This is a genomic window from Stenotrophomonas sp., from assembly GCF_050737575.1.
Lineage (GTDB): Bacteria > Pseudomonadota > Gammaproteobacteria > Xanthomonadales > Xanthomonadaceae > Stenotrophomonas.
Genome location: NZ_JBOHXW010000002.1, coordinates 440,545 through 454,450, shown reverse-complemented (window position 1 = coordinate 454,450; position 13,906 = coordinate 440,545). Strand labels below are relative to the sequence as shown.

The window sequence follows — 13,906 nt, the reverse complement described above, 5'->3', positions numbered from 1 at the left end:
TGATTCTTATTATTTACAAAGGAACCAGCAATGCGCGTCGACTCCTCACACTTCCCTCTCGTCCGGCTGGACTATGCCCCAGAGAATGCCGACAGCACCGAAACCGTGCTTGCCGACATGTCCGCGCTGCTGGCCCGTGAGCAGCCCTTCGTCTACATCGCCAGTGGCGGCTTCGATCAGGGTGAGCCCGACATCGACGAGCGGCGCAAGGTCGCTAACTGGATGAAGGCGAACAAGCCGGCCATCGTCAAACTCACCAAGGCCCACGTGCATGTCGCCGCCAATGACGATGAGCAACGCAAGGCGGAGGAGTTCAGCAGATTCTTCGAGAATTTCTGGGGCTACCCGATGCTGATCGTCGGCAATGCAGAAGAAGCTGAAGCCAAGGCCAGCGAACTTCTGCGCTGAAGCCAGCGGGAATTAGTGAAGCAAAGTGCAGCAGGTCGCCTGAAAGTGGCTTCCTGCATGTATCCCGTGGCACGGGATGGATTCAGCGCTGCGCTCTTCTCCCTTTGAGCAGCTTCACCGTCCCACCGGATATCGCCGACCGTCGGAGTTTCTATCCGCATCGAACCGCTCCGATCATTCAAACCGACATCCGATGCACACCGAACGTCGCCCAAGAAAAAAGCCGCCCGAAGGCGGCTTTTTCTAAATCTGGCGGAGAGGGGGGGATTCGAACCCCCGAGGCGCTATAAACGCCTGCCTGATTTCGAGTCAGGTACATTCAACCGCTCTGCCACCTCTCCAGATGGTCCCGGCGAACCGGGGTGCGAATGATAAGGGGCATTGGCTACGCCGACAAGGGCTTTTTGACCTCAGCGCCTCAAGACATCGCTGCACGCTGGCTTTCCGGCAGCCAACCAACCCGCAACGGTGCTTGCCGTGCACCTCCATGAACGCGATGATGCGTTGCCATCCCGCCGAACCCTGGCCCACCTGGGCATCCATGATCGAATTCGGACACCTCAGCCACGTCGGCCTGCGTCGCCAACTCAACGAAGACACCTACTACGGTGACGGTGAGTTGAGCCTGTGGCTGATTGCAGACGGCATGGGCGGCCACGCCTGTGGCGAAGTCGCCAGCGCCTTGGCGCGGGAAACCATCGTTCGCGAGATCCGCAACGGCACCGCGCTGGTCCAGGCCATCCGCATCGCCGATGAAGAAATCATCCGCACCTCGCGCCGTCGCAACGACAGCCTGCCGATGGGCACCACCGTGGTCGCCGCGCGTGTCCAGGGCAACCGTTTTGAAGTGGCGTGGGTGGGCGACAGCCGCGCCTACCTGTGGCGCGACGGCAAGCTGGCCCAGCTCAGCCAGGACCACAGCTACGTGCAGGAACTGATCGCACAAGGCAGCCTCACCGCCGAGCAGGCGCGCGCGCATCCGCACCGCAATGTCGTCACCCAGGCACTGGGCGTCACCGACCCGGCGCACCTCAACGTAGCCACGATGACCGGCGAGCTGCGCCCGGGCATGCAACTGCTGCTGTGCAGCGACGGCCTGACCGAAGAAGTGGACGACACCCATCTTTCCGAAGCGCTCGCCCACGCCGACTGCAGCGCGCAGGAATGCGTGGATGCGCTGGTGGCCGCCGCACTCGATGGCGGCGGCTCGGACAACGTCACCGCCATCCTCGTCCGCTGCCACTGAGGCAAATCAGCGGCTGTAGGAGCGCCTTGAGGCGCGAAGCCCTTAATGCTTACGGCGGCTCCAACTTCCGCAACTGCAACCGGATTACCGCAGTTGCTGATTGACTGCTGCATCCACCACATGCGCTTCGCGGCCGAGGCCGCTCCTACACCAGGCAATCCACCAAGCCCCTTTTACGCCGTCTCGGACGGCTCCGGCGCACGCTCGCCGTCCCACCAGGCATGGCCACCCTTCTTGCGCAGCCGGGCCAATCTTGCTTCGTGCGCTTCCTGCTCGGAGGCGGTCACCACCACGCGCGGGCGCGGCAGCAGCACGAACGCGTCGAACGTCTGTTCGGCACCGGCGGTATTGGTCGAGCTCGACTCGGGCTGACCGAAGCCGATCTCTTCCTGCCCGGACGTCAGCGCGATATAGACGTCGGCCAGGATCTGCGCATCGAGCAAACCGCCGTGCAACTGGCGATGCGAGTTGTCCACGCCCAAACGCCGGCACAGCGCGTCCAGCGAGTTGCGCTGCCCCGGAAAACGCTCACGCGCCATCGCCAGGGTATCGGTCACCGTTACCCGCTCGGCCAAGCGGCCCCGGCCCAACAGCGACATCTCGTTTTCAAGAAAGCCCATATCGAACGAGGCGTTGTGGATGATCAGCTCAGCGCCATCCACATAGGCCAGGAACTCGTCGACCACTTCTTCAAAGCGCGGCTTGTCGGCGAGGAAATCCAGGCTCAGCCCGGTGACTTCCGCGGCGCCGGATTCAAACTCACAGTCCGGCTTGAGGTAACGGTGAAAATTGTTACCACTGGGACGACGTTCGAGCAGCTCCACGCAGCCGATTTCGACCACACGGTTGCCCTTCTTCCACTCCAAACCGGTGGTTTCGGTATCAAGGACGATCTGGCGCATGGATTACCTCAGTTGCTTGCGGCGCCTTGGCGCGCACGGATTGCTGCATCACGGGCCAATTCGTCCACCCGTTCGTTGTCCGGATTGCCGGCGTGGCCTTTCACCCAGCGCCAATCGATCGTATGCCGCTGGGTCGCCGCATGCAGGCGCTCCCACAGGTCGCGATTTTTGACCGGATCACCACCGGAGGTCTTCCAGTTGCGTCGCACCCAACCCGGCATCCATTCGGTGATGCCCTGGCGCACGTACTGCGAGTCGGTGGACAGCACGATGTCACACGGCTCGCTGAGCGTTTCCAGCCCGGCAATGGCCGCCATCAACTCCATGCGGTTGTTGGTGGTGTGCTCTTCGCCGCCGGTGACCTCGCGCTCGTGTCCCTTGTAACGCAACAGCGCTGCCCAGCCGCCCGGGCCCGGATTGCCGAGGCAGGCGCCGTCGGTATGTATCTCAATTGACTTCATGTGGTTCCGTTGCTGATTCAGGTCGCCATCGGCCGGCGCCAGCCCACCTGGCTGGCTTTCATCGGTCCGATGAACGCCTCGGTTCTCTTTTCTGCTTCCAGCACGCACAACGCGCGCAATGCCGGCAAGCTCGTTCCCGCCGCCGCACCCGTCTGGCTCCACAGCGGCCCGTGGTAGCCGATGGACTGGCAACGCAATCCCTGCCGCTTCATCAGCACGCGGGTTCGCGCCACCGAGGCCGGCTGCGCCCCCTGCCATTGCCAATGCGCCCGATACGGGCTGTAACGGTTGAGCACGGTCATCCACAACCGTCCTCCCGGCATCAACACCCGCGCACATTCGGCCAGCAGTGCATCCAGATCGGCCGGAGCCGCATGTTGAATGACGATCGCATTGACCGCCTCGGCCGGCAGCGGCAAGGCCAGCCCGCAGCGCACTTCGCCCTGCCAACCACTTCCCTGCCCCATCTGATGCAGACGTATACCGCGCCCCGGAGGGGCCTGTTCGGGCAGCCAAGCGGCACTTGGCGCCAACCACAACCACGGTTGTGCAGGCACGCTGCGCAATCGGGCCAGCAGGTGCTGATGCTCCCAATCCCGGATCGCCCGCGCAGCAACCATCTCAAACCATGGCGAGACTGACGCTTGACGAGGGGACGGGGCGGCAGGCATTTTCCAATTCTATGCGACTGACCGCCCTGCCTGCATTTCAGGACAATTACATCTGGGCGCTGCAAACGCCCGATGAGCGCACCGTATTCGTCGATCCCGGCCAAGCCGGCCCGGTGTTTGAAGCGGCTGCACAAGGCATGCAGCCCGCCGCCGTACTGCTCACCCACCACCACGACGACCACATTGGCGGCGTGGCCGAACTGCGCCAACGCTGGCCACGGCTACGGGTGTTCGCGCCCCGGGATGAACGCATCGCTTTGGATTGTGAACGGGTGGCCGATGGCGACCGGGTACAATCCTCCGGCTTCGACTTCTCGGTGATGGCGGTTCCCGGCCACACCCGGAGCCACATCGCCTATCTGGGCCACGATCATGTGTTCTGTGGCGACATGCTGTTCAGCCTGGGCTGTGGACGCATGTTTGAAGGTACGCCCGCCCAGATGCTGGCCTCGCTCAAGCGACTGGCCGCCCTGCCCCCCCAGACACAGGTCTGCTGCGGGCACGAATACACGCTGGCCAATGCCGTCTTCGCGCGGCATGTCGATCCCACCAACGCGGCATTGCAACGCCGCCAGAAGGAAGTTCAGGACATGCGCAGCCATTCCCGACCCACTGTTCCGGCCGTATTGGCCAGTGAACTGCAATGCAATCCATTTCTGCGTACCGCGGATACCCACATCCGCGACGCAATCACCGCTCGACTGGGTCGCACGCCCGCCGACGAGGTGGAAGTCTTCGCCGAATTGCGGCGGTGGAAAGACGGTTTCCGCGCGTGAGGCGGGCCAATCTCTGCCTGGCGCTGGGCATGTTGCTCGGCGTCAGCAGCGCTTCCAGTGCGCAGTCGCTGCCCGCCAGTGCCGGCCTGACCCAGAACATCGCCGCGCTCGGCGCGCTGCCGATTGATCCGGCCGAACTGCCGCCAGCCACCACCCGCAACGGCCGCGAGATCTTCGCCAATTTCCGTGAAGGCCTGGCCGCGCCGCAATGCGATGCCGAAGCCACCAGCCCGCGCTGGCGCAAGCAGTTCGCACACGCCCCGGCCCGTCTGGGCAATGTTGAAGACGATGCCCTGCCGCTGTTTGGCTATGTGGTCGACGAGCTGCGCGCCGCCAACCTGCCCACCGAATTCGCACTGATTCCGTTTGTCGAAAGCGGCTATCGTCCGGGCGCCCGCAACCCCAGCGGCCCCGCCGGGCTGTGGCAGTTCATCGCCACCACCGCACGCAACCATCGCGTGCCGATGGAAAAGGGCTATGACGGCCGCTTGTCGGCGGTGGACTCCACCCGCGCCGCGGTGCGTTACCTCAAGACCCTGCACGGCATGTTCGCCGGTGACTGGCAGTTGGCGGTGATGGCCTACAACGCCGGTGAGTACCGCATCCTGCAGGCTCTGCGTCGTGGCGGCATGAACGCACAAAACGCCCGTGCGGCCGAACTGCCTGGCCTGTCGCCGATCACCTACTCGTACGTGGAAAAGCTGCACGCGCTGGCCTGCGTGTTGGAACAGGCCGAGAAAGAGCCGGACCTCATGGCCTCGCTCAATCGCCCGGTGCCGATTCTCAAGGGTCACACATTGCCGGCCAATACCTCATTGGCAAGCTGGTCGGCGCAGAACGCGCTGGATCCGTCCCGCATCGCACGGCTCAACCCGGCACTGACCGGTGCCCGCGCCGGCAGCCGCGTGCTGGCGCCGACCTTTATCGGTAGCGGCAATGAGCCTGCGCTCGAACCGCTGGTTACCCTGGCCGAAACAGCAAGCACTCCGGCGTCAAGCCCAGCCGCAGCAGCCCCGGCACGGGTGCGCAGCGTTGCATCAACCAGCAGCGCACGCCGCCACACCGTCCGCAACGGCGAATCGGCTTGGACGATTGCCCGTCGCTACGGTATTTCGGTCAAGACGCTGCTGTCGTTCAACGACCTCGAAGCCAGCGCGATACTTCGCCCGGGCATGGTGCTGAGGTTTGAAGACGTCCGCTGAGCGAGCAGCGTCTCGGAGGCACACTGGAAAGCCCGGCCTTGCGCCGGGCTTTCTGTTTCATGCTCTGCCAAGTCGCCGTGCATTCGCAGGAACGAACCCAACCGCAAGACATGCCGGGTTCGCCATGACTGACAGCCGCGACGTACACGCCGCTGCAGAACGCATCACCTTCGCAGCGGATGGCCGCTCCGACGCGCGAACCACGCAAACGCCACACGCTTTACACGTGAGCAATGAGAACGCGAAGCCACGAATGCGGCCATGTCGCGCGAGCAACCCATTCAAACCCTGCAACACGCTTAGACAAGATCAACCGCCTCGCGACTCACGTCGCCCACAGCGGCCTCGTGTCACAGGAATCCCATCCACAGCGATCCTGCAGCGCTCTACACAAAACAAACACCCAACAAAAAGCCCGGCCAATGGCCGGGCTTTTCGTTTCCATCAACTCCAACGAATCAGAGCTGGGATTCCTGCACCTGCACCTTGAAGTGCTTGCGCATGCCGTCGACATACGCCTTGGCGGCGGCAGCGCCATCAATCTGGCTTAGCTGCTGCTTGAGCATGGCTTGCTGCGGCTCCGGCACTTCCGCCATGTTGCCCGGCGTCACCTTGGTCACGGCGAACACGGCGTAACGACCGTCTTCCATGGCGACCTTGCCGTAGCTGGGCTTATCGGCAGCAGCCGGCGGTGCGGCGGCAAACACGGCTTGGTTGGCAGCGGCCGACGGCATCGGCGCACCACGCGGCAGGCCCGGGACCGGCAGCAGCTGCAGCTTTTCTGCCGGCGCCAGCGCCTGCAGGGTCTGACCTTCCTTCAACTTGGCCAGCAACGCGTCAGCCGCCTTCTGCTGGGCTTCCTTGGTGCGATTGGCGCGTACCGCTGCAATCACCTGCTCACGCGCCTGCGCCAGCGGCGTGGCCTGCTCCGGCGTATGCGCGGTAACACGGATCATCACACTGTGGTTCGGCGCGATCTCGATCGGATCACTCACCGTGCCGTCTTCCACCAGCGTCTCGGAGAAAGCAGCCTTCAGCACCGCCGGATTGGTGGCAATGCCATTGGCGGTCGCCTCGGTGAACGGGCCCAGCGTCTGCACCGGCAAGCCCACTTCCTTGGCCGCCGGCTCCAGCGCGGTCGGGTTCTTGTAGACCAGATCGACCAGACGGCCGCTCAAGTCATTGAACGCACGCTCGGTGTCGGCCTGCAGCTGCTCGGCAGCCAGCTGGTCACGTACTTCCTCGAACGAACGGCCTTCGCCGCCCTTGATCTCGCGCAGCTGCAACACGTGGTAACCGAATTCGCTCTTGACCGGGCCAACAATCTCACCGGCCTTCATCGCGAACAGTGCATCTTCGAACGGCTTGACCATCACGCCCTTCTGCACCCAACCCAGATCACCGCCACTGTTCTTGGAACCGCCGTCATCGGAGTTGGCCTTGGCCAGCGCGGCGAAATCCGCGCCCGGCAGCTTGGCATCCGCCGCCAGCTTGGCGGCCTTGGCTTCGGCGGCCTTCTGCGAAGCTTCATCGCTACCGGCAGAGATCAGGATGTGCGAAGCCAGACGCTCATCAGCGCTGACAAAGCGGGCCTTCTCTTCTTCATAACGGCTGCGCAGCGTGGCCTCGTTGGCCGCCGCAACAGCCGGCATGTTCGCCGCGTTGAGTTCGACGTATTCAATGGACACCGATTCGTGCTGCAGGAAATCCTTCGGGTGCGCGTCGTACCACTGCTTGATCTCCGCATCGCTGACCGGCGCGGTATCTACTTCGGCCACCGGCAGCAGCGCAAATTCGACATCACGCGTTTCACCCAGCAGCTTCAACAGACGCTCGGCTTCGCCCTTGGTAGCGAAACCCGACTGTGCCAGTGCGGTAGGAATGATCGACTGCTGCAGACTGGTACGCACCAGCTGCTCGAACATCGCCGGCGTACGCGGCGGCATGCTCTGCGCCAGCGCCATCTTGTACTGGTCCGGATCGAACTTGCCGTCGCGCTGGAATGCAGGAATACCGGCGATGTATTCGCGCACGGCCGCATCACCAATCACGATGTGCGCCTCTTCGGCAGCCAAGCGAACCACCTGCTCATCGATCAGCTGATCCAGCACGACACGCTTGTTCTCGGTGCTCTCGAACTCGCGCGGATCGAAGTTTTCGCCCTGCTGTTCACGGGCATCCATGCGCGCCTGCTCAAAGCGCGTGCGGAATTCATCAACGCTTACTTCGTGATGGCTCCACAGGAAAGATACCGGCCACCAGGACGGTGCCGAGCGCCACCACGACGGCGGTGCTGAAACCTTGGCCACGTTCTGCGAACCGACACCACCGAGGTAGCTGTTGTCGATCACGAACAGGAACGGAATCATCAGCAGGCTCACGATCACCGTAACGATCCAGCCTGAGGTCTTGTCGCGAAGTTTCTGCAGCATGGGAAAAATCAGGGCCTGTTGGCGAGCCGCGCAGTGTAACCCGCTTCCCGTCCGAGTCCCAACACGGCCACCGCCAGGTACAGCCCAAAGAAAAAGCCCCCGGCTTACGCCGAGGGCTTTTGAGACAACTGGCGGAGCGGACGGGACTCGAACCCGCGACCTCCGGCGTGACAGGCCAGCATTCTAACCAACTGAACTACCGCTCCGAGTTTTGACTCGTCCACCACCGGTAAACCGATGATGCGCATTCCGAGGAATGACTGGATAAATGGCGGAGCGGACGGGACTCGAACCCGCGACCTCCGGCGTGACAGGCCAGCATTCTAACCAACTGAACTACCGCTCCGCATTTAACCTGGTTTGTTTTCTCTCACCCGAGGGCTTGAGAAAACAACGCCCCCGATTACTCAGGGGCGTGTATGAAGTGGCGGAGCGGACGGGACTCGAACCCGCGACCTCCGGCGTGACAGGCCAGCATTCTAACCAACTGAACTACCGCTCCACTTCTAACGCTTTTACTGGTGATGCTTTTTGGTGGGTGCTGAGGGCTTCGAACCCCCGACCCTCTCCGTGTAAGGGAGACGCTCTACCACTGAGCTAAGCACCCCCGGTGAGCCGCTTAGTTTACAGCGTCCTTCAGGGCTTTACCAGCCTTGAACGCAGGATTTTTTGCAGCCGCGATCTTGATCTCTTCGCCGGTCTTCGGATTGCGACCGGTGCGCTCAGCGCGCTCGCGAACCTGGAACGTACCGAAGCCAACCAGAGTCACCGTCTCACCCTTCTTCAGGGCCTTGGTGATCTCGGCGATGACTGCGTCAACCGCACGGCCAGCTTCAGCCTTGGACAGGTCAGCAGCGCCGGCAACGCCGTCAATCAATTCGGTCTTGTTCATTCTGTAAAACTCCCTTTGCGGTACATCCGCGGAATAGTTTGGGTGGTCACCGCACGTCTTCGCAAAGACAACAGTGACCAGAAGAGCATGCAAACACGTCACCCGAGAATCGGTAGGTACGTGAGTCGCACTTTTATACCAGCGCCCCCCTACCCGCGCAAGCTGAAAAGCCAGCAATGACGCGGGTTTCAGGGGGTTTTGCGTTCACACTTCAGTGCTTGACGCGCGTTGTGGGAGCTGCCTTGGCCTTGCCTCGCACCGTGACACGCTGCGCACTCTTGCCGACTTTCTTCGGCGCCAACGGCGACTCCAGTGCGATGTCCAACACTTCATCGATCCATTTCACCGGCACGATCTTCAAGTCGCGGGTGACGTTGACCGGAATGTCGGCCAGATCCTTGCGGTTCTCATCCGGAATGATGACGGTGCGGATGCCGCCACGCAGCGCGGCCAGCAGCTTCTCCTTCAAGCCGCCAATGGCCGTGACACGGCCACGCAGGGTGATTTCGCCCGTCATCGCCACTTCTGCCTTCACCGGCACCTTGGTCAAGGTGGACACCAGCGAGGTGACCATTGCGATACCTGCGCTCGGGCCGTCCTTCGGCGTGGCGCCGTCGGGCACATGCAGATGCACGTCGTGCTTCTGCAGGAAGTCGACATCGATGCCCAGCGCTTCGGCGCGGGCGCGCACCACCGACAACGCAGCGGTAGCCGATTCCTTCATCACATTGCCGAGCTGGCCGGTCAACGTCACCGCGCCCTTGCCCGGAATCAAGGTCGATTCCACCTGCAGCAGCTCGCCGCCGACTTCCGTCCAGGCCAGGCCCGTGACCAAGCCGATCTCGTTTTCTTCCTCGGCACGGCCGAAGTCGAAGCGACGCACGCCAAGGTACTTGTCCAGATTCTTGGCATCCACCACCACCAAGGCCTTGGGTTTCTTGGCGCCCTTCTTGACGGCCTTCTTCACCGGCTGCGGGCCGGCCAGGGCAAGTTCCTTGACCACCTTGCGGCAGATTTTGGCGACTTCGCGCTCCAGGTTACGCACGCCGGATTCGCGCGTGTAATAGCGCACGATGTCGCGGATGGCGTCTTCCTCGATGACCAGCTCTTCAACCTTCAAGCCATTGGCCTTGAGCTGCTTGGGCGCGAGGTAGCGCGTGGCGATATTGAGCTTTTCATCCTCGGTGTAACCCGGGATGCGAATCACTTCCATGCGGTCCAGCAGCGGGCCCGGAATGTTCAGCGAGTTCGAGGTCGCAACGAACATCACTTCGCTCAGGTCCAGGTCCACTTCCAGGTAGTGATCGTTGAATGCGTTGTTCTGCTCGGGATCGAGCACCTCCAGCAGCGCCGAAGACGGATCGCCACGGAAGTCCATCGACATCTTGTCGATTTCATCGAGCACGAACAGCGGGTTCTTGCTGCCAACCTTGTTGAGGTTCTGCACGATGCGGCCCGGCATCGAGCCGACGTAAGTACGACGATGGCCACGGATTTCGGCCTCGTCACGCACGCCGCCCAGCGACATGCGCACGAACTTGCGGTTGGTCGCCTTGGCGATGGACTGCCCCAGCGAGGTCTTGCCCACACCCGGCGGCCCGACCAGGCACAGGATCGGCCCCTTCATCTGCTTCACGCGCGACTGCACCGCCAAGTATTCAAGAATGCGGTCTTTGACCTTGTCCAGACCGTAATGGTCGGCATCAAGCGTGTCCTGCGCAGCCTTCAGATCCTTGCGCACCTTGGTGCGCTTCTTCCACGGCACGCCCAGCAGCCAATCCAGATAGTTGCGCACCACGGCCGCTTCAGCGGACATCGGCGACATCTGCTTGAGCTTGTTGAGCTCGGCCTTGGCTTTGGTTTCCACCGCCTTGGGCATGCCAGCTTCGGCAATCTTGCGCGCCAGCTCATCCAACTCACCCGGCGCATCGTCCAGGTCACCCAGTTCTTTCTGGATGGCCTTCATCTGCTCGTTGAGGTAGTACTCGCGCTGGCTCTTTTCCATCTGCGATTTGACGCGACCGCGGATGCGCTTTTCCAGCTGCTGCACATCGATTTCGCCATCGACCAAGCCGACCAGCATTTCCAGACGGTCGCCGACCAACAGAGTTTCCAGCAGCTTCTGCTTGTCGGCCAGACGCACGCCGATATGCGCGGAAATGGTGTCGGCCAGACGCGCCGGCTCTTCGATGCCGGCCAGGGTCTGCAGCAGCTCCGGCGGCAGCTTGCGATTGGTTTTGACGTACTGCTCGAACAGCGACATCAACGAGCGGGCAATCGCCTCGATCTCGCGTGATTCACGCGACTCGTTCGCTTCGATTTCGATGCCATGGCCCTGCAGCGCGCCGTCCTGTTCATAGACCTTGTCCACGCTCACACGCGACAGGCCTTCGACCAGTACCTTGATCGTGCCATCAGGCAACTTCAGCAACTGCAATACCTGCGCCAGCGTGCCGACCGTGTACAGGTCATCCGCGCCCGGATCATCGGTTTCAGCGGACTTCTGGGCGACCAGCAGGATGCGCTTGTCCGCTTCCATGGCGCGTTCCAGCGCCTGCATGGACTTGTCACGTCCCACGAACAAGGGGATGACCATGTGCGGGAACACCACCACGTCGCGCAGTGGCAGGACCGGCAGGTCGAGAACTTCGAGTTGGGACTGGGCCATGGGGGCGGGCTCCGCAAGTATCAGGAAAGGCCAAATAAAAAAGCCGATGGCCCCGTTATGGGGCCATCGGCGAGGTGTTGCAAGAGGCGTTGGAAGCTGAACGTGAACAGGCAACAGCCTGATTCACGGCCGGCTGCTGCAGCTTCAGTCGCCGGAGGCGGCCTTGGCCGGTGCCGGCGGTGTTTCGTAGATGATGTACGGCTCGGATTTGTTCTCGATGACCGACTCGTCCACGACCACCTTGCTCACGTTTTCCTGTGACGGCAGCTCGTACATCGTGTCCAGCAGCACCGATTCAACGATGGTGCGCAGGCCACGGGCGCCGGTCTTGCGCTTGAGCGCCTTCTTGGCAATGGCCGACAACGCGTCCGGACGGAACTCCAGCTCCACGTTCTCCATCTCGAACAGCTTCTTGAACTGCTTGGTGATGGCGTTCTTGGGCTCGGTCAGAATCTGGATCAGCGCCGGCTCGTCCAGCTCTTCCAGCGTCGCCACCACCGGCAAGCGGCCGACGAACTCCGGAATCAGGCCGAACTTGATCAGATCTTCCGGCTCGACCTCGGCCAGCACCTTGCCCACTTCCTGCTTGCGCTCGGCGCTCTTCACCTTGGCACCAAAGCCAATGCTGCTGCTGTCCGATGAACGCTGCTGGATCACCTTGTCCAGGCCGGCAAACGCGCCGCCACAAATGAACAGGATGTTCTTGGTGTCGACCTGCAGGAACTCCTGCTGCGGGTGCTTGCGACCGCCCTGCGGCGGCACGCTGGCCACCGTGCCTTCGATCAGCTTCAACAGTGCCTGCTGCACGCCTTCGCCGGACACGTCACGGGTGATCGACGGGTTCTCGCTCTTGCGCGAGATCTTGTCGATTTCATCGATATAGACGATGCCCTGCTGTGCTTTCTCGACGTCGTAGTCGCACTTCTGCAGCAGCTTCTGGATGATGTTTTCCACGTCCTCACCGACGTAACCGGCTTCGGTCAGCGTGGTGGCATCGGCCATGGTGAACGGCACGTTGAGCAGCCGCGCCAGCGTTTCCGCCAGCAGCGTCTTGCCCGAACCGGTCGGACCAACCAGCAGGATGTTGGACTTGGACAGCTCGACGTCGTCGCTCTTCTGACGGCTCTCGATGCGCTTGTAATGGTTGTACACCGCGACGGCAAGCGTGCGCTTGGCGCGGGTCTGGCCAATCACATACTGGTCCAGGGCCTCGAGGATCTCACGCGGCTTGGGCAGCGAACTGCGCGCCGACTGCGCCTTTTCCTCAAGCTCCTCACGGATGATGTCGTTGCACAGCTCCACGCATTCATCACAGATGAACACGCTCGGGCCCGCGATCAGCTTGCGTACTTCATGCTGACTCTTGCCGCAGAACGAGCAGTACAGAATCTTGCCGCTGCTGTCCCCGGTACGACCTTGCCGGTCTTCGCTCATGCTTCGCTTACCCAGTTGCTCCCCCTCTGATCAGGGGGTTCGAATTCGAGAATAGCACAGGGCCGGAGGGACATCAGTCCCGTGCCGACCCTGCAAAAAATGCCGTATTTTCGGCTACTTGCACCGTCAGGACGGCTGAATCGTCTCTTCCGGACGGCGCTCGAGCACCTGGTCGACCAGGCCGTACGCCACTGCCTCGGCTGCGCTCTTGAAGTTGTCACGCTCGGTATCCCGGGCGATGGTCTCCAGCGGCTGGCCGGTGTGCTTGGCCATCACTTCGTTCAGGCGCGAACGCAGGGTGAGGATTTCACGGGCATGGATGTCGATATCCGTGGCCTGCCCCTGGTAGCCGCCCAGCGGCTGATGGATCATCACCCGCGAATTCGGCAGCGCATAACGCTTGCCCGGTGCACCCGCCGCCAGCAGCAGCGCGCCCATCGAGGCGGCTTGGCCGATGCAGGTGGTACTCACGTCCGGCCGGATGTACTGCATGGTGTCGTAGATCGCCATGCCGGCGGTGACCACGCCACCCGGCGAGTTGATGTAGATGTTGATTTCCTTTTCCGGGTTTTCCGATTCAAGGAACAACAGCTGCGCCACTACCAGGTTGGCCATGTGGTCGTCGATGGGACCGACCAGGAAAATCAGGCGCTCCTTGAGCAGGCGCGAATAGATGTCATAGGCGCGCTCGCCGCGGCTGGTCTGCTCGACCACCATCGGAACCATGTTCAATGCTTTGGTTCGGTTGTCCATTTCGTGAGGCACCTATTCTTGGGAGGACACACCCCGCGCCGAAGCGCGGGGACGTAACGCC

Annotated in this window: 12 protein-coding genes and 5 tRNA genes; 4 read left to right on the top strand and 13 right to left on the bottom strand. The window is 62.3% G+C overall.

Annotated elements, in window-relative coordinates:
* Positions 1-30: 30 nt before the first annotated feature.
* Positions 31-408, top strand: coding sequence for a hypothetical protein (locus tag ACREP4_RS05295; RefSeq protein WP_431595121.1), 378 nt, complete (start codon positions 31-33; stop codon positions 406-408).
* Between the two features lie 250 nt (positions 409-658).
* On the opposite strand, the gene ACREP4_RS05290 is transcribed toward ACREP4_RS05295, so the two are convergent.
* Positions 659-749 (bottom strand) — tRNA-Ser (locus tag ACREP4_RS05290).
* 200 nt (positions 750-949) lie between these two features.
* Here ACREP4_RS05290 and ACREP4_RS05285 point away from each other — a divergent pair.
* Entirely contained in the window at positions 950-1,654 is a 705-nt protein-coding gene (locus tag ACREP4_RS05285; protein ID WP_431595120.1) for a PP2C family protein-serine/threonine phosphatase, read from the top strand.
* Between the two features lie 173 nt (positions 1,655-1,827).
* Here ACREP4_RS05285 and dnaQ read toward each other — a convergent pair whose 3' ends face one another.
* The 3 genes from dnaQ to ACREP4_RS05270 are packed head-to-tail and all read right to left on the bottom strand — an operon-like array spanning position 1,828 to position 3,637.
* The gene (gene dnaQ / locus ACREP4_RS05280) at positions 1,828-2,556 is read right to left on the bottom strand and encodes a DNA polymerase III subunit epsilon (protein ID WP_431595119.1); all 729 of its coding nucleotides are present in this window, start codon (positions 2,554-2,556) and stop codon (positions 1,828-1,830) included.
* Between the two features lie 8 nt (positions 2,557-2,564).
* Entirely contained in the window at positions 2,565-3,017 is a 453-nt protein-coding gene (rnhA, locus tag ACREP4_RS05275; RefSeq protein ID WP_431595118.1) for a ribonuclease HI, read from the bottom strand.
* 17 nt (positions 3,018-3,034) lie between these two features.
* A complete protein-coding gene (locus tag ACREP4_RS05270; protein WP_431595117.1) occupies positions 3,035-3,637 on the bottom strand; it encodes a class I SAM-dependent methyltransferase in 603 nt (200 codons plus the stop codon).
* A 62-nt stretch (positions 3,638-3,699) separates the two neighbouring features.
* On the opposite strand from ACREP4_RS05270, the gene gloB reads away from it, so the two are divergent.
* Both gloB and ACREP4_RS05260 read left to right on the top strand, forming a co-directional pair.
* Positions 3,700-4,464, top strand: coding sequence for a hydroxyacylglutathione hydrolase (gloB, locus tag ACREP4_RS05265; protein ID WP_431595323.1), 765 nt, complete (start codon positions 3,700-3,702; stop codon positions 4,462-4,464).
* Positions 4,465-4,493: 29 nt separating this feature from the next.
* Positions 4,494-5,666: a transglycosylase SLT domain-containing protein gene (locus tag ACREP4_RS05260; protein WP_431595116.1), complete on the top strand. Its 1,173-nt coding sequence runs from the start codon at positions 4,494-4,496 to the stop codon at positions 5,664-5,666.
* Between the two features lie 458 nt (positions 5,667-6,124).
* Here ACREP4_RS05260 and ACREP4_RS05255 read toward each other — a convergent pair whose 3' ends face one another.
* From ACREP4_RS05255 to clpP, 9 genes are all read right to left on the bottom strand, one after another.
* Positions 6,125-8,098: a peptidyl-prolyl cis-trans isomerase gene (locus tag ACREP4_RS05255; protein ID WP_431595115.1), complete on the bottom strand. Its 1,974-nt coding sequence runs from the start codon at positions 8,096-8,098 to the stop codon at positions 6,125-6,127.
* 129 nt (positions 8,099-8,227) lie between these two features.
* Positions 8,228-8,304, bottom strand: a tRNA-Asp gene (locus ACREP4_RS05250).
* Between the two features lie 63 nt (positions 8,305-8,367).
* Positions 8,368-8,444: transfer RNA gene (locus ACREP4_RS05245), tRNA-Asp, on the bottom strand.
* A gap of 79 nt (positions 8,445-8,523) precedes the next feature.
* Positions 8,524-8,600 (bottom strand) — tRNA-Asp (locus ACREP4_RS05240).
* Between the two features lie 30 nt (positions 8,601-8,630).
* Positions 8,631-8,705 (bottom strand) — tRNA-Val (locus ACREP4_RS05235).
* Positions 8,706-8,717: 12 nt separating this feature from the next.
* The gene (locus ACREP4_RS05230) at positions 8,718-8,990 is read right to left on the bottom strand and encodes an HU family DNA-binding protein (protein ID WP_057633166.1); all 273 of its coding nucleotides are present in this window, start codon (positions 8,988-8,990) and stop codon (positions 8,718-8,720) included.
* 211 nt (positions 8,991-9,201) lie between these two features.
* On the bottom strand, positions 9,202-11,658 hold the full coding sequence (lon, locus tag ACREP4_RS05225) for an endopeptidase La (RefSeq protein WP_431595114.1): 2,457 nt from the start codon (positions 11,656-11,658) through the stop codon (positions 9,202-9,204).
* A 144-nt stretch (positions 11,659-11,802) separates the two neighbouring features.
* Entirely contained in the window at positions 11,803-13,092 is a 1,290-nt protein-coding gene (gene clpX, locus ACREP4_RS05220) for an ATP-dependent Clp protease ATP-binding subunit ClpX (protein ID WP_431595113.1), read from the bottom strand.
* Between the two features lie 126 nt (positions 13,093-13,218).
* Entirely contained in the window at positions 13,219-13,845 is a 627-nt protein-coding gene (clpP, locus tag ACREP4_RS05215; protein WP_431595112.1) for an ATP-dependent Clp endopeptidase proteolytic subunit ClpP, read from the bottom strand.
* Between the last annotated feature and the right edge of the window lie 61 nt (positions 13,846-13,906).

What these genes read in the sequence shown, in the direction of transcription:
- ACREP4_RS05295 (WP_431595121.1), top strand. Translation starts at nt 31, where the DNA reads ATGCGCGTCGACTCCTCACACTTCCCTCTCGTCCGGCTGGACTATGCC.
- ACREP4_RS05285 (WP_431595120.1), top strand. Translation starts at nt 950, where the DNA reads ATGATCGAATTCGGACACCTCAGCCACGTCGGCCTGCGTCGCCAACTC.
- dnaQ (WP_431595119.1), bottom strand. Translation starts at nt 2,556, where the DNA reads ATGCGCCAGATCGTCCTTGATACCGAAACCACCGGTTTGGAGTGGAAG.
- rnhA (WP_431595118.1), bottom strand. Translation starts at nt 3,017, where the DNA reads ATGAAGTCAATTGAGATACATACCGACGGCGCCTGCCTCGGCAATCCG.
- ACREP4_RS05270 (WP_431595117.1), bottom strand. Translation starts at nt 3,637, where the DNA reads ATGGTTGCTGCGCGGGCGATCCGGGATTGGGAGCATCAGCACCTGCTG.
- gloB (WP_431595323.1), top strand. Translation starts at nt 3,700, where the DNA reads ATGCGACTGACCGCCCTGCCTGCATTTCAGGACAATTACATCTGGGCG.
- ACREP4_RS05260 (WP_431595116.1), top strand. Translation starts at nt 4,494, where the DNA reads ATGTTGCTCGGCGTCAGCAGCGCTTCCAGTGCGCAGTCGCTGCCCGCC.
- ACREP4_RS05255 (WP_431595115.1), bottom strand. Translation starts at nt 8,098, where the DNA reads ATGCTGCAGAAACTTCGCGACAAGACCTCAGGCTGGATCGTTACGGTG.
- ACREP4_RS05230 (WP_057633166.1), bottom strand. Translation starts at nt 8,990, where the DNA reads ATGAACAAGACCGAATTGATTGACGGCGTTGCCGGCGCTGCTGACCTG.
- lon (WP_431595114.1), bottom strand. Translation starts at nt 11,658, where the DNA reads ATGGCCCAGTCCCAACTCGAAGTTCTCGACCTGCCGGTCCTGCCACTG.
- clpX (WP_431595113.1), bottom strand. Translation starts at nt 13,092, where the DNA reads ATGAGCGAAGACCGGCAAGGTCGTACCGGGGACAGCAGCGGCAAGATT.
- clpP (WP_431595112.1), bottom strand. Translation starts at nt 13,845, where the DNA reads ATGGACAACCGAACCAAAGCATTGAACATGGTTCCGATGGTGGTCGAG.